Genomic DNA, 17,122 nt, shown 5'->3' with positions numbered 1-17,122 from the left:
CGGGCTGCCTCAGCCGCCGACGATGGGTTGGAAGATCAGTACCTGGTCGCCCGCCGTCAGCCGCGTGTCGGCCCGCAGGTCGCGGCGCACGAAGTCGCCGTTGAGGCCGGTCGCGACCCCGTCCTGGGCATGGCCCAGTGTGGCGACCAGGTCGGCCAGGTTGATGTCGGCGGGTACCGCACGGGATCGGCCGCCCAGCTGTATGACGATGTCAGGCATGCAGTGCCTCCGGCCGGCCGGCCATTGCCAGCGCATCTTCGACCAGGGCCGGCGCCAGCAGCCAGCCGTGGCGGAACAGGCCGTTGATCCGCACCAGGTTGTCGTTCATCTCGATCCGCGGCTGGTGGTCGGGCAAGGCCGGCCGCAGGTTGCGGTCCAGTCTTTCGATGCGCGCCTCGGCCAGGCCCGGCATCACGCTGTGGGCGGCGGCCATCAGTTCGACGGCGCTGCGCAGGGAGACGGGCGAACGGTCTTCCGACTCGATCTCGCTGGCGCCGACGAACAGGCGGTCGGCTCCGCGTGGCAGCAGATACACCGGATTGCGGGGATGCAGGAGGCGCACCGGGCGGGTCAGGCCGTGGGCCGGCGCATGCAGCCAGACGGTTTCGCCGCGCACGCCGCGCAGGTCGGCCATGGCCTGATGAGACCGGCCTCCGAGACCCCGCACATCCCACACCTGGTCGAAACGCAGGCAGTCGCCGGCTGCCGTCAGCACCGCTCCGGCCATGGTGTGGGCAACGGGTGTGCGCCAGTGCCAGCGCACCGACCGAGCCGACATGGCATGCAGACGTTCGAGGGTCGCTACCGGGTCGATCTGTGCCTCGCCGGGGAGCAGCCATGCATGGGCCGCGCCCTGCAGGGCGGGCTCCTGCTGCAACAGCGTCTCGGCGCTCAGCGGCTGCGGCGGGCGTTCGCCGAGCCGCAGGTTCGCCAGGCCCCGTTCGGCACTCCCGAGGTCGCTGCGATGGGCCAGCAACAGGCTGCCCCGCCGGCTCAACAGCCCGGGCCGGCGGAGGTCTTCGACGATGCCGGCCCACAGGTCGATGGACCGCCAGCCCAACAGCGCGATGCGGTGGTCGGCCCGGTCCAGTTCGGCTGTCGGACTCAGCATGCCGGCGGCGCTGAAACCGGCTGCGCCCTCGCCGTCGAAGGCCGGCTGCGGCCCCTCTGCCGGGTCAAAGACATGCACGTCGTGGCCGAGATGCCCCAACCGCCAGGCCAGCAACCGTCCCAGCAGGCCGGCGCCGGCAATCGCGATGGCAGCCACTTCAGGCAGCCTGGATGGGGATGTAGAAGTCGCCTCCGGCGGCGCGGAACTCGGCCGACTTCTCGGCCATCCCGGCAGCCAGTGCGTCCTGCTCGCCGACACCGCGCTGTGCAGCGAATTCGCGCACCTCCTGCGAGATCTTCATCGAGCAGAACTTGGGGCCGCACATCGAACAGAAGTGCGCGGTCTTGGAGACGTCCTTGGGCAGTGTCTCGTCGTGGAAATCGCGCGCGGTGTCCGGGTCGAGGCCCAGGTTGAACTGGTCCTGCCAGCGGAACTCGAAACGCGCCTTGCTGAGTGCGTCGTCCCGCGCCCGCGCGCCGGGGTGGCCCTTGGCGACATCGGCCGCATGGGCGGCGATGCGGTAGGCCATGATTCCCTGCTTCACGTCGTCGCGATCCGGCAGGCCCAGGTGTTCCTTGGGTGTGACGTAGCAGAGCATCGCCGTGCCGGCCCATCCGATCATGGCCGCTCCGATGGCCGATGCGATGTGGTCGTATCCCGGCGCGATGTCGATGGTCAAGGGGCCCAGCGTATAGAACGGCGCCTCGTGGCACAGCCGCAGCTGCTCGTCCATGTTGGCCTGGATCATGTGCATCGGCACATGGCCGGGGCCTTCGATCATGGTCTGGACATCGTGTTTCCAGGCCACCTGCGTCAGCTCGCCGAGCGTGCGCAATTCGGCGAACTGGGCTTCGTCGTTGGCGTCCGCGCCGGAGCCCGGCCGCAGTCCGTCGCCGAGCGAAAAACTCACGTCGTACTGCTTCATGATGTCGCAGATGTCCTCGAAGTGGGTGTAGAGAAAACTCTCCCGGTGGTGGGCGATGCACCACTTCGCCATGATCGAGCCGCCGCGCGACACGATGCCGGTCATGCGGTTGGCGGTCAGGTGGATGAACGGCAGCCGCAGGCCGGCGTGGATGGTGAAATAGTCCACGCCCTGTTCGGCCTGTTCGATCAGCGTGTCGCGGTACAGCTCCCAGGTCAGGTCCTCCGCGACGCCGCCGACTTTTTCGAGTGCCTGATAGATGGGCACGGTGCCGATGGGAACCGGGCTGTTGCGCACGATCCAGTCGCGGGTGGTGTGGATGTTGCGGCCGGTCGAAAGGTCCATCACGTTGTCGGCGCCCCAGCGGATCGCCCAGACCAGCTTTTCCACCTCTTCCTCGATGCTGCTGGTGACCGCCGAGTTGCCGATGTTGGCGTTGATCTTCACCTTGAAGTTGCGGCCGATCGCCATCGGCTCGACCTCCGGATGGTTGATGTTCGCGGGGATGATGGCGCGGCCCCGCGCCACTTCGTCGCGCACGAATTCCGGCGTGATGACTTGCGGGATGTTCGCCCCCATCGGATTACCCATCACCCGCCGGGCGCGGCCTTCGTCGGCCAGGTATTCGGCCATCCAGGCCTGCCGGCCGTTCTCGCGCAGGGCGACGTATTCCATTTCGGGCGTGACGATGCCGCGCCGGGCATAGTGCATCTGGGTGACATTGCCGCCGCTCCTGGCGCGGCGTGGGGTGCGTTGCAGGGCCGCCGCTTCCGCCCGGAGCCGGTCGATGCGCTGCTGGTCGCGGCTCTCGTGTCTGCCGCCGTCGTCGAGGATCTGCGCCAGCCGGCCGGCATAACTTTCGGTGTCGCCGCGTTCCGCGATCCAGGCGCCACGTACGTCGGCCAGGCCGCGCCGCACGTCGATGTCGACTGCCGGATCGGTGTAGGGGCCGGAGGTGTCGTAAAGCGATGCGACCTCGCCGTTGGTCAGGGCGACATCGCGCACCGGCACGCTCAGGTCGGGCCGGCTGCCGACGATGCGGCCCTTGGTGGACGCGGGAAAGGGTTCGCGCGTCAGCGCCAGCAAACGCGAGAAGTCGTCGGCGGCCTGGTGGGCGAATTCGTGGGGGGCATTCATGGGAGCACTCCGGTTGTCGTGGGGACGGTGGGTGCTCCGCAAATCGTTCCGGCCGGTGCGCACCGGGCGCGGACCCGAGCCGGTTTTGGATTCCGGTTTTCGGGTGTCGCCTGGGGACTGGAGAAACTGCAGCTCTTCTTACGCCGGTACTAGCCGGTTCAAGTTCGCGGGTCCGGCAAGAATATTGCCGTCTCAGCATGTCGAACCATGCACCCCGGAGCGGGGCGGATTCTAGGGGCGCTCGGGCGACGCAGTCAAACGCCGCGGGTCAGGCCCTTGCTCGCCGCCTTCTTCATCGCCTTGTCGCAATGCCGGCGCTGTGTTTCGGACAACCGGATGTTCTTGCAGCGGGTCGCCGGGAAACCCGTCTGCACCATGGCGGCGTCGGGCCGGGCCGATGTCGGCACAGGCGAGGTCGGCGAAGCCTGCGCTCCTGCCGTCGCTGCCAGGATGACGAACAGGAAAAGAGAAGCAGCTTTCATGGCGGACTTTCGGCGGTGATGGATGGATCCGGAGAAAACAATGTATTCACCGCGCCCGCCCGGAGGTAACCGCCCACTAGTCCTTTCGACCCCGCCAAAGAACCTGTAGTGCGCAAAGGTCAGCTGCGATCGGCGGTCAACCACTCCGCCAGTTCGGCCATGCTGCTGGCCACGCGATGCACGCCCACGGCCAGCAGGTCCGCGGTGCCGCTGTGGCCCGGGCCGCCGGGGTTGTAGCCGAACACGGTGGCACCGGCCGCGACGCCGGCGGTGGCGCCGGTCACCGTGTCCTCGACCACGGCGCAGCGTTTCGGGTCGGCGCCCAATGCCGCGGCGGCATGCAGGTAGACATCGGGAAACGGTTTGCTGCGCGGCTGGTCGTGGCCGCTGAAATACCGGCCTTCGAAGCAGTCGTACAGGCCGACCTTGCGCAACTGCAGTTCGATCTTGCCGCGGTCGGCACCCGACGCGCAGGCGATGCGGCCGCCGTAGGCCGAAAAAATCCTGCGCACCGCTTCAGGTGCGCCGGGAATGGCGACCAGTTCTTCCTGCAGGCGCTGGTTGCGGCGCATCCAGAAGGACTGCAGCCATTCGTGCGTGACCGGCTGTCCGGTGCGGGCCTCGATCAATGCCGATTCGTCCTTCACCGCCTTGCCGATGAAGATGCGCATGCTTTCCTCGACGCTGAGCTTCCAGCCGCGCTCTTCGAGCATGTCTCGCAGCACACGGTTGGTGATGGGTTCGGAATCGACCAGGACGCCGTCGCAATCGAACAGCACGGCGTCGAAGGCGAACTCGGTCGTGGAGTGGTGGATGGAAGAAGTGGACAAGGGTGCAGAGGTTTTGGGCATGCCGGGATTTTCCGCTCATGGGAAGAAAGCCCAAAGAAAGGCATAAATACACAGCTTCTTGCCATTGACGCTTTTCCTGTGGGTCATAACATTCAGGCAGTTAATTTCAGTCGCGCGCGGTGTTCGAAACGCCGCCCCAAGGTGTTTCGATGCAGCTCATTCCCTTCGATGAAGTCCGGCTTCAGGTCGTAGCCGGCGAGGCTATTCCCTGGGACGTTCGTACCGCCAGCGGTGAGCTTCTGCTGGCCCGGGGCCAATTGGTGCGCGACGTTTCCATGGCCGATGCGCTGCAGTCGCGCGGTGCCTTCGTCGACATCACGCCGCCCGGCCAGGGCCTGGTCGACGAACAGGACGACAACCAGGACGACAGCCTGCCCAATCAGTGGGTGACCCTGGAAGCCCGCCTGGGCGGCCTGCTGCGCAGCCCGCACGACAGCCTATTCCTGCCCCGCCTGCGCCGCACCCTGGCCAGCGTGGCGGCGACTGCGCAGCAGCATTCGGACGAACTGGTCTACCTCATCCTGCGCCACGACCACAGCCGCCTGCAGAACTACGGCGTGGCCCACGCCCTGCACTGCGCCGCCCTGTGCGCGCTGCTGGCGCACCGCATGGGCTGGAGCGGAAGCCGCTGCGTCAGCCTGGTGGGCGCAGCGCTGACCATGAACATCTCGATCGTCGATCTGCAGGGCCGGCTTGCATCGAACGGCGATACGCCGAGCGGCGCCGAACGCGAGCAGATCGAACAGCATCCGCTGGTCAGCGCCCGCATGCTGCGCGCCGCCGGCCTGACCGACAACGAATGGCTGATGGCGGTGGAGCAGCATCACGAGGTCAATGGCGGCACCGGTTATCCGCGCAAGGTCGACGGACCGACCGACATGTCGCAATTGCTGCGGCTGGTCGACATCTTCACCGCCAAACACAGCCCGCGGACCGGGCGCGGCCCGTTGCCGGCCCATCAGGCAGCGCGCGAGCTGTTCCTGCAGAGCCGCAACGACCCGTTCGCCAACATCCTCATCAAGGAACTCGGCATCTACCCGCCCGGTTGTTTCGTGCTGCTCGCCAGCGGCGAGACAGCCGTGGTCACACACGTGGGCGAGACCGCCCGGACACCGCAGGTGGCCGTGATCATCAACCGCGCCGGCGAGGCGCTGATGCAGCCGCTGCGCCGCAACACCGCACTGCCCCTGCACACCATCGTCAAGACGGTGCCCGACCGGCTGGTGCGGGTGAACGTGTCGGCCGACGTGCTGTACGGCCGGCGCCCAACCTACCTGTAGTCGCCGTCGAGGTAATACCAGCGGCCGTTTTCCTGCACGAACCGGCTGGTTTCCGCCAGGCGATGCGCCCGGCCTCCGGCGTCGCGCTGGCGGGCGACGAAACTCACTTCGGCATGTGTCGCATCGATGGCGCGAAAGCTGCGTACTTCCAGTCCCAGCCAGCGGGTGCCCGGGTCGAAATCGATCGATTCAGGGCGCGAGGACGGATGCCAGGTCGCCAGCAGGTATTCGCGGCGCTCCAGCACGAAGGCGCTGTACCGCGATCGCATCAGCTGTTCCGCATCGGGTGCGGCCGCGGTGTCGAAATGGTCCAGCCAGCGGCCGCAGCAGGCGGCATACGACATCGGCTTGCCGCGTGCTTCGGTACGGCCGCAGGGGCAGGTGGACGATGGATTCATGGTTTCTGCCTATTCAGCTGCAGCTACGTCTGGGTTTGCGCCTGCGGACTGACCAGGCGGTCCGTCCGGAAGACGTCCTCGAAGAAATCGACGACGGCTCGCACCTTGGCCGCCTGGCGGGCGCTGCGGAGCGAAACCGCATGGATCGGCGTTTCGCGCAAGCGGTAGTCCTGCAGCAGCGGCACGAGTTTTCCGGCCTTCAGGTCGGCACCGATCATCCACTGCGACAGCTGCGCGATGCCCAGGCCGGCCATCACGGCGGCATGTGCCGCTTCAGGTCCGTTGGTGCGGATTTTCCCCTGCACATTCACCCGCACCGGGCGCAGCGAGATGGGCGCATCCGCCGCCGGCTGATAAGCCCAGACCGGACCGGTCTCACCTGCGGCGAAACGGATGCATTCACGCAGCGCCAGATCCTGTGGCTGCCGTGGCGCCGGATGCCGACGCAGATAGGCGGGCGACGCCACGGTCACACGACGGCTGCTGCCGACGAGGCGGGCCATCAGTTCGCTGTCGCGCAGGGGACCGAAACGAAACGCCAGGTCGATGCCGTCGGCGACCAGGTCGACGATGCGGTCGTTCAGCTGCAGATCGATTTCCAGCTGCGGATACAGGCGCATCAGCGCGGGCAGGTGCGGCATGAGCTGCAGGCGGCCGAAAGGCAGCGAGGCCGAGATGCGCACACTGCCGGAAACACGGTCGCGCAGTTCGCCGAAACCCTGCTCGGCCGCCGCCACCGCATCGACGATGTCCTTGCTGCGTTCGAAGAACTGTTGCCCCTGCGCGGTGAGCCGCACACCGCGGGTGCCGCGTTCCAGCAGGGCGCCGCCGAGGTGCTTTTCGAGTGCGGCGATGAGTTTGCTGATGCTGGGCTGGGTGGTGTCGAACTCGCGCGCCACCGCCGAGAAACTGCCGCGTTCGACGCAGCGCACGAACACCTGCATGGCCTTGATCTGGTTCATCCGCCCTCCTGGAACAGCGCCCACCCATTCAAGAATGGAATGTCGTCTATTCTAGTTTTCGGTCTTCATGGAATGGCGGTACACATCGACACTGAGCAGCCCCAATGCTCTTGCCGACCCTTCACCATGAACCGTCCCCTGCTCCGCCGCACCTTGTCGGCGCCTCTTTCCATTCTGGCGCTGGGTGCTGCATTCGCCAGTGCCGCAAACGCGCAGCCAGTGCGGAACGGCATCAGCGAGGTCACCCGCGCATGGGTCGAATCGGTGGAGAGCGCCGACATCGACGCCATCATCCGCATGCATCCCAAGGCCATGACCGGTTTCCCGGCGACCGACAACCAGGTCGACGGGCTCGCCATGGTCGAGGCCTATCGGGGCATGTTCGCCAAGTACCGCGCGCACGCCACCATCCAGGACGGCCACTATCTCCGGACCGGAAACCTGATGGTGTCCTGGGGCCTGTTCGTGCTGGAACTGAAACCTCGCGAAGGCGGTGAAACCGTCGTCGTGAAGGGCCGGTTCTCCGACATGGCCCGCAAGACGCCGACCGGCTGGCAATACCTGGTCGACCACGCCTCGGTGCTGCCGAAACTGCCCTGAGGCCTGACTGCTGCACCGACATCCGCCTCCACCGAAACCTCTGACCATGACCACTCTTTTCACCCCTCTCCAGGCCGGCGCGTTCAGCCTGCCCAACCGCATCGTGATGGCGCCCCTCACCCGCACCCGCGCCAGCGGCGACGGTCGGGTGCCCAATGCCCTGATGCGCGACTACTACGTGCAGCGGGCATCGGCCGGCCTGATCATCAGCGAGGCCACCGCCGTCACGCCCCTGGGAGTGGGTTACCCACGCACGCCCGGCATCTGGTCGGACGAACAGGTGGCCGGCTGGCGCGACATCACGACGGCGGTACACCGGGCCGGTGGCCGTATCGTGCTGCAGCTCTGGCATGTGGGCCGCATCTCCAGCCCCGACTACCTGGGCGGCCGCCCGCCGGTCGCACCCAGCGCCATCGCTGCGCGCGGCCATGTCAGCCTGATACGCCCGCTGCAGGAATACGTGGTGCCACGTGCGCTGACGCTTGCCGAAATCGACGGTGTGGTGGATGACTTCCGGCTCGGCGCCCTGCATGCGCAGCAAGCCGGTTTCGATGGCGTGCAGATCCATGGCGCCAACGGCTATCTGCTCGACCAGTTTCTGCAGGACGGCAGCAACCAACGCACCGACGCATATGGCGGATCGCTGGAGAACCGGGCCCGGCTGATGTTGCGGGTGACCGACGCCGCCATCGGCATCTGGGGTGCCGACAGGGTCGGCATGCATCTGGCGCCGCGCGCCGACCTGCTCGACATGGGCGACTCCGACCTGCCGGCCACCTTCGGCCATGTGGCCACCGAACTCGGCAGGCGGAAGATCGCGTTCATCGCCGCAAGGGAGTCGGCCGCGAGCGCCCGGCTGGGCCCGCGACTCAAGGCGGCGTTCGGTGGTGTCTACATCGCCAACGAAGGCTTCGACCAGGCCAGCGGCGAGTCGCTGCTGCAGCACGGTGAAGCCGATGCCGTCGCCTACGGCAAGCTTTTCATCGCCAACCCCGACCTGCCCGCCAGGTTTGCCAGAGGCGCGCCGTTGAATGCCTGGAACGGCGACACCTTCTACACCGACGGTGCCGCCGGCTACACCGACTATCCGGCGCTGGAAAAAGGCACGACGCGGGCCGCCGCTTAAACCAGCTCCACCGCCATCGCGGTCGCCTCGCCGCCGCCGATGCACAGGGTGGCGAGGCCGCGTTTGCCGCCCCGGGCTTTCAGCGCATGCAGCAGGGTGACCAGGATGCGGGCGCCCGAGGCGCCGATGGGATGGCCCAGCGCACAGGCACCGCCGTTCACGTTGACGATGTCGTGCCCGACGCCGAGCTCGTGCATCAGTGCCATCGGCACCACCGCGAAGGCTTCGTTGATCTCCCACAGGTCGACGTCGCTCACATCCCATCCGGCCTTCAGCAGCGCCTTCTGGGTGGCGCCGACCGGCGCGGTGCTGAACCATTCAGGCGCCTGCGCATGGGTGGCATGCGACACGATGCGGGCGATGGGTTTCACGCCCAGCGTCTGCGCGGTCGAGGCCCGCATCAGCACCAGCGCCGCCGCGCCGTCATTGATGGACGAACTGGAAGCGGCGGTGATGGTGCCGTCCTTCCTGAAGGCCGGTTTCAGGGTGGGGATCTTGTCGAGTTTGATCTTGCCGGGGCCTTCGTCGATGCCGACCAGCGTCTCGCCGTTGCGCCCCTTGACGGTGACCGGCGCGATCTCGGCGGCAAAAGTGCCGTCCAGCGTGGCCTGGTGGGCGCGCTGCACGCTGGCGGTGGCGAAGGCGTCCTGCGCCTCGCGGGTGAAACCGTAGCGCGATGCGCAGTCCTCACCGAAGGTGCCCATCGAGCGGCCGGCCTGGTAGGCGTCTTCGAGGCCGTCCAGCATCATGTGGTCGTAGATCTGGCCGCCGCCGATGCGGATGCCGCTGCGGCCCTTGGGCAGCAGGTGCGGCGCGTTGGTCATGCTTTCCATGCCACCCGCCACCATCACCTCGTGGGTGCCGGCCAGCAGCATGTCGTGGGCCAGCATGGCGGCCTTCATGCCCGAACCGCACATCTTGCTGAGCGTGACCGCACCGGCGCTTTCCGGCAGTCCGCCCTTGAAGGCCGCCTGCCGCGCGGGGGCCTGGCCCTGCCCTGCCATCAGGCAGTTGCCGAACAGCACTTCGCCGACGATCCGCGGATCGATGCCCGCGCGTTCGACGGCGGCGGCGATGGCCACACCGCCTAGGTCATGCGCCGCCAGGCTGGAAAAATCGCCCTGGAAACCGCCCATGGGCGTGCGTGCGGCGCCGACGATGACGACCGGATCTTCGTTCTGCATTTTTTTGTCTCCTTCTTCTTCTGAAATCCGCCGCGCCGCCGGTCAGTTCGACCGGCGTTTCAGGGCGATGCGTTCGAGTGCCGCCAGGTACAGGCCGTCGAGCGAATCGCCACCCGAGACACGCAAGCCCAGGTCCTGCAGCAGGCCGTCGTGCACACCGAACGCCCAGCCGTGCACGGTGACCTTCTGGCCGCGCGCCCAGGCGTCGAGCATCACGGTGCTGACACAGACATTGACGACCTGTTCGATCACGTTCAGGTCGCATAGCGTGTCGGCACGCTGCTCTTGCGGCAAGCCTTCGATGAGGGTGCGATGGCGTTCGCGGGTGCTCTTGATGTGCTGCAGCCAGTTGTCGGCCAGGCCGATACGTGCGCCTTCCAGAGCGGCCTGCACACCCGAGCAGCCGTAGTGGCCGACGACCATGATGTGTTCGACCTTCAGCCGCTCGACCGCGAACTGGATGGCAGACAGCGCGTTCAGGTCGGAATGCACGACGATATTGGCCACGTTGCGGTGCACGAACACCTCGCCCGGCTCCAGGCCGGTGATCTGGTTGGCCGGCACGCGGCTGTCGGAACAACCGATCCACATGTACTTCGGCGTCTGCTGCTTGACCAGTCCGGTGAAGAAGCCAGGCCGCTCTTTTTCCATCTGCGCCGCCCATTGGCGGTTGTGCGCGAAGAGGTCATCGACCGTGGGGGCGATCGTGGTGGTCGGTTCGTTGGTTTCGATGGATGCGTTCATGGCTCGATGGTAGAAGTTTTGGAAGAGCTCTTGGTCAATTGCGATCTGGCCTTGCGTTCACGGGTTTTCACCTCGTCCAGGCTGGCCTGCATTTCGGCGATGCGCGATTCGAGTTCGCTGCGTTGCCGCGCCAGCAGTTCGAGCAGGCGTCGCAACTGGGGCTCGGTGTCCTGCGGACCGTCGTACATGTCGAGCAGTTCGCGCGCCTCGATCAGGCTCAGGCCCATGCGTTTGGCCCGCAGGGTGAGCATCAGCCGGGCGCGGTCACGGCTGCTGTAGACCCGCACCCGACCGCCTGCGCCCTGGCGCTGCGGCTGCAGCAGGCCCATGTCCTCGTAGAACCGGATGGCACGCGTGGTGAGGTCGAATTCCTGGGCCAGCTGGCCGATGCCGAAGGTCTGCGCGGCTGCTTTTTCGGTGTGGGGCAAAACGGTTTCCGGGTGCAGGTACAGCTTCCTGGGGTGGCGGGATTACATCTGACGTTGACGTCAACGTCAATTGCGGCGAGCCCGCACCGGCTGTCAGCCTTGCTGCCAGGGCAGGCCGCGAAAACGCCAGCCGCCGAGGTTGCCGCGGTGTTTGTCGGCGTCGGCGTCTCCCTCGAAACCTTCGAGGATGTTGTAGGCCTCGACGCCCAGCTGCGTCGCCCGCTTTGCAGCGGCCACCGAACGCACGCCGCTGCGGCAAAGCAGCACCACCTTTCGGCCGGCCGACGCGGCGACCACACCCGGGTCGAAGCCAGGGTTGATCGCCATGCCCGGCCATTGTTTCCAGGCCAGCGGCACGGCGCCGGGCACGCCGCCGACCCAGTCGCGTTCGGCGTCGGTGCGGACATCGACCAGCACGGCCTGGCCGGACGAAACCCAGTCCCAGGCCTGCTGCGGTGTCACGTCGCCGGCATAACCGAGGTTCGAGAAAGCGGAGTCGGGAATGTTGGTGTCGGTCATGCGGGGCATTTTGCCAGCGGCCCTGCAAGCCTCGCCAGCGCTGGATAGGATGGCCGGATGCAAGCCACCACCACTCCTGCCGTCGGCCGAATGCCGGTGTATTTCATCTCCCACGGCGGCGGCCCGTGGCCCTGGATTCCGGAGATGCGGTCACGGCTGGCAACCCTGGAAGCCTCGCTGGCCGACATGCCCCGCCAGATCGGCCGCAGGCCGCGTGCCGTCCTGGTCATATCGGGTCACTGGGAGGCCGAGGAATTCCTGGTCATGGGCACGGCAAGACCACCGATGGTCTACGACTACTCCGGTTTTCCGCCCCACACCTATTCGATCCACTACGACGCACCCGGCGCACCGGACGTGGCCGGGCGCGTCAGGCAGTTGCTGGAGGGTGCGGGCATACCCGCCGGCATCGACACCCGGCAGGGTTTCGACCACGGCACCTTCTCGCCCCTGGCGGTGATGTACCCGCAGGCCGAGGTGCCGGTATTGCAGCTGTCCCTCAAACACGGCTACGACGTCGACGCCCACCTGGCCGCCGGCCGCGCGCTGGCGCCCCTGCGCGACGAAGGAATCCTGATCGTCGGCAGCGGCCTGAGTTATCACAACCTGCGCAACTTCGGGCCGTCGGCACGAGCGCCTTCCGCGGCATTCGATGCGTGGCTGCGGGAGGTGCTGAAACCGGCATCCGCCGAGGCACGCGCCGCATCGCTGCGGAGCTGGAGCCAGGCACCGGCCGCCCGGCTGGCCCATCCGCAGGAAGACCATCTGGTGCCCCTGATGGTAGCGGCCGGCGCGGCGGGCGACGACCCCTCGACCCTGGTCTATCACGACGCCCACGTATTCGGCGGCGTCACCGCGTCCAGCTGGCGTTTCGGCGAGGGTGCGGCGCCGACCCCGGCAGCCTTCGACCCGCAACCGGCCTGAGCGGACAAACCGGGCGCAGCTACCAGCGCGGCGAAGAATCGGCCCTGAGTTCGGCGCGCAGGACCTGGTAATCGGGCAGCACCGAGGCCACCACCGCCCAGAAACGCGGACTGTGGTCCATGTGGCGCAGGTGGGCCAGTTCATGGGCGACCACGTAGTCGATCACCTCGGGGCGGAAATGCATCAGCCGCCAGTGCAGCCGGATGGCGCCGCTGACGCTGGCGCTGCCCCAGCGGGTGCGGGCGTCGGTCAATGAAAGCCGCGCCCATTTCACGCCGAGCAGCGGCGCATAACGCTCGAGCCTGGCGGTGAAATCGGCCTTGGCCTCGCGCCGCATCCAGGCGCGGACGGCATCGCCGATCTTCTCGGGCGCGGCATCGACCGACAGTGCCAGCCACAGGACCGGAATGCCGGTCTCCGCATCCGGCCGCAGTCCGTCGCTGCCGCGCCGCGCACCCAGGCGTACCGCCGTCTGCCGGCCATGCAGCGCGAACAGCGCGCCATCGGCCCACACGATACGTGCGGCTTCCTGGCGGCCACGCCGCTGCTCGGCATCCGCCAGCTTGCGCAGGATCCAGTCGGCTTTTTCCTGCAGCGCCGCTTCGACCTGATGCACCGGCAACCAGCCCGGCGCACGGACCGAGAGGCCGTCGGCGCCGACGGTGAAACCGACGGTGCGGCGGCGGCCGCGATCCAGCCGATACATGACCTGCCGGCCCATCAGCAGGGCTTCGCGGTTGGCCTGCGGATGGCGTGGCAGCGAGGCCATGCCGTCGAGTTCGGGCGTCAGGTCCACACGCGGACGCCGGGCGCGCGGCGGCGCGGTGCCGGGACGGGCCGAACGCGGACCGCGCCGGGTCGACGGAGGCATGGCCCCGCCGTCGGGCACACCGGGAACGCCCGGCCCGGCCAGGCCCAGGAAGTCGAGCGCAAGTTGCAGCAGGCCGGCCATGCGTGCCCTGCCCGCCTCAGCGGTAGGCCTCCGGGTCGAGGCGCTGCATTTCGGATTCGATCCACTCCTCGACCTCACGCATCAGCTCGTCGGGCTTGCGTTCGACGCTGGCGATGGGCTTGCCGATCGACACCACGACAGTGCCCGGGTGCTTGATGAAACCCTTGCGCGGCCACACGCGTGCCGAGGTGACGGCCACCGGCAGCACCGGCACGCCGGTCTCGATGGCCAGCCGGGTGCCGCCGCTCTTGTAGCTGCCGCGCTGGCCGCGCGGGATGCGTGTGCCTTCTGGAAACATGATCACCCACACGCCTCGCGCCAGCAGCTTGCGGCCCTGCTGCACCACCTTGACGAAGGCACGCGCGCGCTGTTCGCGATCGATGTGGATCATGTCCAGCCTGCCCATGGCCCAGCCGAAGAACGGTACCTTCAGCAGTTCCTTCTTGAACACGAAGGCCAGCGGATGCGGCATCAGCGCGGGCATCAGGAAGGTCTCGAACGTGGACTGGTGCTTGACCAGCAGGATCAGGCCGGCCTTCTCGCCTTGCGGCAGGTTTTCCATGCCGAGCAGTTCAAGGCGGATGCCCAGGATGGCCCGGCCGACCGGGCCGGCGGCCAGGCCCAGCCATTGAGCGGCCATCCAGTAAAGGGTGTCGGCCTTGGCGAAAGGCGCCGCCAGCAGAATCGCCAGCGCATAGGGAATCACCGTCACCACCATCCACAAGAGATGCAGGACCGAACGCAGAAAGGCCATCGAATCAGACTCCCGCGCGCCGCGTCGGCGCCGGTACGGCGAGCGCATCGCGCTCGACCAGGAAAGCCGCGAAGGCGGCAAGATCGGCATGCACTTGTGTGCCTGCGGGGAACTCGGGCGGCAGCGGGTCGGCCACCCCGGCAGCGTAGGCACCGGTCAGCACCAGATGCGGCTCGCAGCCGGTGGCCACGCCTGCCTGCAGGTCGCGCACCCGGTCGCCGACCACCGGCACGCCGACCAGCGACATGCCGAAACGGTCGCTGATCTGCTCGAACAGCCCGGGTGCCGGCATGCGGCAGTTGCATTTTTCTTCCGGGCCGTGCGGGCAATAGAAGATCACGTCGACCCGTCCACCGACCGCCGCCAGCGCCTTGTGCATCTTGGTGTGCATGGCGTTGAGCGTGGACACGTCGAACAGCCCGCGCCCCAGCCCTGGCTGGTTGGACACCACCACCACATGAAACCCGGCGTGGTTCAGCCGCGCAATGGCTTCCAGCGCGCCGGGCAGCGGCACCCATTCCTCGGGACTGGAAACGAATTCGCTGCGTCCCTCGTTGATGGTGCCGTCTCGGTCGAGGATGACGAGTTTCATAGGGGATCTCTAGGAAGCGAGCCGGGACAGGTCGGCCACGCGGTTCATCGCGCGGTGCAACTCCGCCAGCAGGCCCTGGCGGTTCAGCCGCAGGTCTTCTTCTTCGGCGTTGACCATGACGCCGTCGAAGAAGGCGTCGACCGGCGCACGCAGCACCGCCAGCGTCTGCAGCGAGGCGGTGTAGTCACCGGCGTCGAACTGCCTGCCGGCTTGTGGCAGCGTGTTGCGCATGGCTTCGAACAATGCCTTTTCGGCGGGTTCGCGCAGCAGCAATTCGCTGACATGCGCGTCCACGCCTGTAGCGGCCGCCTTCTTCAGGATGTTGCCGATGCGTTTGTTGGCGGCGGCCAGGGCTTCCGCCTCCGGCAGCTTGGCGAAGGCACGGACCGCCTCCAGCCGCTGGCCCACTTCGGCCAGGCGCTGCGGGCGCTGCGACACCACGGCATCGACCTCCTGCGCGGTGTAGCCCTGCTCGCGCAGGCTGCCGGCCAGGCGGTCGTAGATGAAGTCGTTCAGCGCCACCGTGGGGTCGGTGATCAGGCTGCCAAAGGCCGGCAGCGCAGCGGCCACCAGCGCACCGAGCGACAGCGGCAGCTGCTTTTCTGACAGCAACCGCAGCACGCCCAAGGCATGGCGGCGCAGCGCGAACGGGTCGCGGTCGCCGGTCGGCAGGTTGCCGATGCCGAACATGCCGACCAGGGTTTCCAGCTTGTCGGCCAGGGCCACCACGACACCGACGTTGTTGCGCGGCAGGGTGTCGCCGGCGAAGCGGGGTTTGTAATGGTCCTCGATGGCGTCGGCAACTGCTTCCGGCATGCCGTCGTTGAGCGCGTAGTAACGGCCCATGGTGCCTTGCAATTCGGGGAACTCGCCGACCATGTCGGTCAGCAGGTCGGTCTTGGCCTGTTCGGCGGCCAGGGCCACCGTGCCGCCCTCGAGATCGTTCACGCCGGCTGCCTGCAGCTGCATCAGGACGGCCTGCGCGATATGGGCGACCCGCGCCGAGCGTTCGCCCTGGGTGCCGAGCTTGTTGTGATAGACCACCTTGGCAAGCGCGGGGATACGCGACAGCAGTGTCTTTTTACGGTCCTGGTCGAAGAAGAACTTGGCGTCGGCCAGGCGCGGCCGCACCACCCGTTCGTTGCCGCCGACGACCGCGCTGGCGTCGGCCGGCGCGATGTTGCTGACCACCAGGAAACGATGGCTCAGGTTGCCTTCCGCATCCAGCAGCGGAAAGTACTTCTGGTTGGCCTTCATGGTGAGGATCAGGCATTCCTGCGGCACCGCCAGGAACTCGGTCTCGAACTCGCAGACCAGCACATTGGGACGTTCGACCAGCGCGGTGACTTCGTCCAGCAGGGCGTCGTCGTCGATGGGTCTCGCACCACCGCCGACCTTGCCGGCTGCCGCTTGCAGCTGGCGCACGATCTCCGCGCGGCGCTCGGCGAAGGATGCGATGACCGCACCCTGTTCGCGCAGCTGCTGCGAATAATGGTCGGCATCTTCCAGGATGACCGGATCGACCGACGCTTCGAAACGGTGGCCGTGGGTGACGCGGCCGGCCTTCAGGCCCAGCGCCTCGACCGGCACGATGTCGCCGCCGTGCAACGCGACCAGTCCGTGCGCAGGCCGCACAAAACTCACCGTGCTCCAGCCGGGCAGGTCGCAGTTGGTTTCGAGCTGGTAGCCCATCACCTTGGGAATGGGCAGCCTGGCGATGGCTTCGGCGATGGCTTTCTGCAAGCCTTCGGCCAGCGTCGCGCCGGGCGCGGTGCTGTCGTGGAACAACACTTCGGCCTTGCCGTCGGTTACGCGCCGCAGGCTCAGAAAGGCCAGAGGGTCGGCACCCAGCGCGGCGAGTTTCTTGAGCAGGGCGGGCGTCGGGTTGCCGTTGGCATCGAACCCGACGCTGGCGGGCATCAGCTTCTGCGAAAGGGTTCGCAGCGCTGCCTGAGAGGCGACGTCGGTGACATGCACGGCGAGCCGGCGCGGCGACGCAAAGGCGGTGACCTTGGCATCGGCCTTGGCCAGGCCCTGGGCACGCAGCTGGTCGGCCAGCACGCTGGCGAAAGCATCGCCCAGCTTCTTCAGCGCCTTGGGGGGAAGTTCCTCGACGAACAGTTCGACAAGCAGGTTCTGGGTGGTCATCGTCA

General features: G+C 67.4%; 19 protein-coding genes and 1 riboswitch. Of the genes, 4 read left to right on the top strand and 15 right to left on the bottom strand.

Annotated elements, in window-relative coordinates; translation table 11 throughout:
• Positions 1–9: 9 nt before the first annotated feature.
• From thiS to AC3ANW_RS00455, 5 genes are all read right to left on the bottom strand, one after another.
• Positions 10–219 carry a sulfur carrier protein ThiS gene (gene thiS / locus AC3ANW_RS00475; RefSeq protein WP_488343249.1) on the bottom strand — a complete coding sequence of 70 codons (210 nt, stop codon included), beginning with the start codon at positions 217–219 and terminating at the stop codon, positions 10–12.
• A complete protein-coding gene (locus AC3ANW_RS00470) occupies positions 212–1,267 on the bottom strand; it encodes an FAD-dependent oxidoreductase (protein WP_488343248.1) in 1,056 nt (351 codons plus the stop codon). The genes thiS and AC3ANW_RS00470 overlap by 8 nt, the downstream gene beginning before the upstream one ends.
• Position 1,268: 1 nt before the next feature.
• Positions 1,269–3,173 carry a phosphomethylpyrimidine synthase ThiC gene (gene thiC / locus AC3ANW_RS00465; protein WP_488343247.1) on the bottom strand — a complete coding sequence of 635 codons (1,905 nt, stop codon included), beginning with the start codon at positions 3,171–3,173 and terminating at the stop codon, positions 1,269–1,271.
• Between the two features lie 118 nt (positions 3,174–3,291).
• Positions 3,292–3,400: riboswitch (TPP riboswitch) on the bottom strand.
• A gap of 27 nt (positions 3,401–3,427) precedes the next feature.
• Positions 3,428–3,655 (bottom strand): hypothetical protein, encoded by a 228-nt coding sequence (locus AC3ANW_RS00460; RefSeq protein ID WP_488343246.1) that lies wholly within the window; start codon positions 3,653–3,655, stop codon positions 3,428–3,430.
• 119 nt (positions 3,656–3,774) lie between these two features.
• Positions 3,775–4,506 carry an HAD family hydrolase gene (locus AC3ANW_RS00455; protein ID WP_488343245.1) on the bottom strand — a complete coding sequence of 244 codons (732 nt, stop codon included), beginning with the start codon at positions 4,504–4,506 and terminating at the stop codon, positions 3,775–3,777.
• 149 nt (positions 4,507–4,655) lie between these two features.
• Between AC3ANW_RS00455 and AC3ANW_RS00450 the strand changes: the two genes are divergently transcribed.
• Positions 4,656–5,786 (top strand): HD-GYP domain-containing protein, encoded by a 1,131-nt coding sequence (locus AC3ANW_RS00450; protein WP_488343244.1) that lies wholly within the window; start codon positions 4,656–4,658, stop codon positions 5,784–5,786.
• On the opposite strand, the gene AC3ANW_RS00445 is transcribed toward AC3ANW_RS00450, so the two are convergent.
• Together AC3ANW_RS00445 and AC3ANW_RS00440 are read right to left on the bottom strand one after the other, a co-directional pair.
• Positions 5,777–6,184 (bottom strand): YchJ family protein, encoded by a 408-nt coding sequence (locus tag AC3ANW_RS00445; RefSeq protein WP_488343243.1) that lies wholly within the window; start codon positions 6,182–6,184, stop codon positions 5,777–5,779. The genes AC3ANW_RS00450 and AC3ANW_RS00445 overlap by 10 nt on opposite strands.
• A gap of 23 nt (positions 6,185–6,207) precedes the next feature.
• Positions 6,208–7,146, bottom strand: coding sequence for a LysR family transcriptional regulator (locus tag AC3ANW_RS00440; protein WP_488343242.1), 939 nt, complete (start codon positions 7,144–7,146; stop codon positions 6,208–6,210).
• 126 nt (positions 7,147–7,272) lie between these two features.
• Here AC3ANW_RS00440 and AC3ANW_RS00435 point away from each other — a divergent pair, with 126 nt between their 5' ends.
• Complete coding sequence (locus AC3ANW_RS00435; protein ID WP_488343241.1) at positions 7,273–7,746, top strand: YybH family protein; 474 nt, start codon at positions 7,273–7,275, stop codon at positions 7,744–7,746.
• Between the two features lie 46 nt (positions 7,747–7,792).
• Positions 7,793–8,872: an alkene reductase gene (locus AC3ANW_RS00430; RefSeq protein WP_488343240.1), complete on the top strand. Its 1,080-nt coding sequence runs from the start codon at positions 7,793–7,795 to the stop codon at positions 8,870–8,872.
• Here AC3ANW_RS00430 and AC3ANW_RS00425 read toward each other — a convergent pair.
• From AC3ANW_RS00425 to AC3ANW_RS00410, 4 genes are all read right to left on the bottom strand, one after another.
• Positions 8,869–10,056, bottom strand: coding sequence for an acetyl-CoA C-acyltransferase (locus AC3ANW_RS00425; RefSeq protein WP_488343239.1), 1,188 nt, complete (start codon positions 10,054–10,056; stop codon positions 8,869–8,871). The genes AC3ANW_RS00430 and AC3ANW_RS00425 overlap by 4 nt on opposite strands.
• Positions 10,057–10,098: 42 nt before the next feature.
• The gene (gene can, locus AC3ANW_RS00420; RefSeq protein WP_488343238.1) at positions 10,099–10,800 is read right to left on the bottom strand and encodes a carbonate dehydratase; all 702 of its coding nucleotides are present in this window, start codon (positions 10,798–10,800) and stop codon (positions 10,099–10,101) included.
• A complete protein-coding gene (locus tag AC3ANW_RS00415; RefSeq protein WP_488343237.1) occupies positions 10,797–11,228 on the bottom strand; it encodes a MerR family transcriptional regulator in 432 nt (143 codons plus the stop codon). Before AC3ANW_RS00415 ends, can begins: the two co-directional genes overlap by 4 nt.
• Before the next feature lie 93 nt (positions 11,229–11,321).
• Positions 11,322–11,747 carry a rhodanese-like domain-containing protein gene (locus AC3ANW_RS00410; protein ID WP_488343236.1) on the bottom strand — a complete coding sequence of 142 codons (426 nt, stop codon included), beginning with the start codon at positions 11,745–11,747 and terminating at the stop codon, positions 11,322–11,324.
• A 57-nt stretch (positions 11,748–11,804) separates the two neighbouring features.
• Between AC3ANW_RS00410 and AC3ANW_RS00405 the strand changes: the two genes are divergently transcribed.
• Positions 11,805–12,671: a DODA-type extradiol aromatic ring-opening family dioxygenase gene (locus AC3ANW_RS00405; protein ID WP_488343235.1), complete on the top strand. Its 867-nt coding sequence runs from the start codon at positions 11,805–11,807 to the stop codon at positions 12,669–12,671.
• 19 nt (positions 12,672–12,690) lie between these two features.
• Here the strand turns inward: AC3ANW_RS00405 and AC3ANW_RS00400 are convergent, their stop codons facing one another.
• The 4 genes from AC3ANW_RS00400 to glyS are packed head-to-tail and all read right to left on the bottom strand — an operon-like array spanning position 12,691 to position 17,117.
• Positions 12,691–13,623 carry a M48 family metallopeptidase gene (locus AC3ANW_RS00400; RefSeq protein ID WP_488343234.1) on the bottom strand — a complete coding sequence of 311 codons (933 nt, stop codon included), beginning with the start codon at positions 13,621–13,623 and terminating at the stop codon, positions 12,691–12,693.
• 16 nt (positions 13,624–13,639) lie between these two features.
• Positions 13,640–14,377 (bottom strand): lysophospholipid acyltransferase family protein, encoded by a 738-nt coding sequence (locus AC3ANW_RS00395; RefSeq protein ID WP_488343233.1) that lies wholly within the window; start codon positions 14,375–14,377, stop codon positions 13,640–13,642.
• Between the two features lie 4 nt (positions 14,378–14,381).
• A complete protein-coding gene (gene gmhB / locus AC3ANW_RS00390) occupies positions 14,382–14,969 on the bottom strand; it encodes a D-glycero-beta-D-manno-heptose 1,7-bisphosphate 7-phosphatase (RefSeq protein ID WP_488343232.1) in 588 nt (195 codons plus the stop codon).
• Positions 14,970–14,978: 9 nt separating this feature from the next.
• On the bottom strand, positions 14,979–17,117 hold the full coding sequence (glyS, locus tag AC3ANW_RS00385) for a glycine--tRNA ligase subunit beta (RefSeq protein ID WP_488343231.1): 2,139 nt from the start codon (positions 17,115–17,117) through the stop codon (positions 14,979–14,981).
• Positions 17,118–17,122 lie beyond the last annotated feature (5 nt).

This window comes from Xylophilus sp. PBN-3R, assembly GCF_057747805.1.
The sequence above is the reverse complement of the archived record's forward strand: the minus strand, read 5'-3'. Positions and strand labels throughout refer to the sequence as shown.

Excerpts from the sequence above, each read along its gene's own strand:
- AC3ANW_RS00445 (WP_488343243.1), bottom strand. The coding sequence starts at position 6,184 with ATGAATCCATCGTCCACCTGCCCCTGCGGCCGTACCGAAGCACGCGGC.
- gmhB (WP_488343232.1), bottom strand. The coding sequence starts at position 14,969 with ATGAAACTCGTCATCCTCGACCGAGACGGCACCATCAACGAGGGACGC.
- AC3ANW_RS00425 (WP_488343239.1), bottom strand. The coding sequence starts at position 10,056 with ATGCAGAACGAAGATCCGGTCGTCATCGTCGGCGCCGCACGCACGCCC.
- AC3ANW_RS00440 (WP_488343242.1), bottom strand. The coding sequence starts at position 7,146 with ATGAACCAGATCAAGGCCATGCAGGTGTTCGTGCGCTGCGTCGAACGC.
- AC3ANW_RS00405 (WP_488343235.1), top strand. The coding sequence starts at position 11,805 with ATGCAAGCCACCACCACTCCTGCCGTCGGCCGAATGCCGGTGTATTTC.
- AC3ANW_RS00410 (WP_488343236.1), bottom strand. The coding sequence starts at position 11,747 with ATGACCGACACCAACATTCCCGACTCCGCTTTCTCGAACCTCGGTTAT.
- AC3ANW_RS00435 (WP_488343241.1), top strand. The coding sequence starts at position 7,273 with ATGAACCGTCCCCTGCTCCGCCGCACCTTGTCGGCGCCTCTTTCCATT.
- thiS (WP_488343249.1), bottom strand. The coding sequence starts at position 219 with ATGCCTGACATCGTCATACAGCTGGGCGGCCGATCCCGTGCGGTACCC.
- AC3ANW_RS00395 (WP_488343233.1), bottom strand. The coding sequence starts at position 14,377 with ATGGCCTTTCTGCGTTCGGTCCTGCATCTCTTGTGGATGGTGGTGACG.
- glyS (WP_488343231.1), bottom strand. The coding sequence starts at position 17,117 with ATGACCACCCAGAACCTGCTTGTCGAACTGTTCGTCGAGGAACTTCCC.
- AC3ANW_RS00400 (WP_488343234.1), bottom strand. The coding sequence starts at position 13,623 with ATGGCCGGCCTGCTGCAACTTGCGCTCGACTTCCTGGGCCTGGCCGGG.
- AC3ANW_RS00455 (WP_488343245.1), bottom strand. The coding sequence starts at position 4,506 with ATGCCCAAAACCTCTGCACCCTTGTCCACTTCTTCCATCCACCACTCC.
- AC3ANW_RS00430 (WP_488343240.1), top strand. The coding sequence starts at position 7,793 with ATGACCACTCTTTTCACCCCTCTCCAGGCCGGCGCGTTCAGCCTGCCC.
- can (WP_488343238.1), bottom strand. The coding sequence starts at position 10,800 with ATGAACGCATCCATCGAAACCAACGAACCGACCACCACGATCGCCCCC.
- AC3ANW_RS00450 (WP_488343244.1), top strand. The coding sequence starts at position 4,656 with ATGCAGCTCATTCCCTTCGATGAAGTCCGGCTTCAGGTCGTAGCCGGC.
- AC3ANW_RS00460 (WP_488343246.1), bottom strand. The coding sequence starts at position 3,655 with ATGAAAGCTGCTTCTCTTTTCCTGTTCGTCATCCTGGCAGCGACGGCA.
- thiC (WP_488343247.1), bottom strand. The coding sequence starts at position 3,173 with ATGAATGCCCCCCACGAATTCGCCCACCAGGCCGCCGACGACTTCTCG.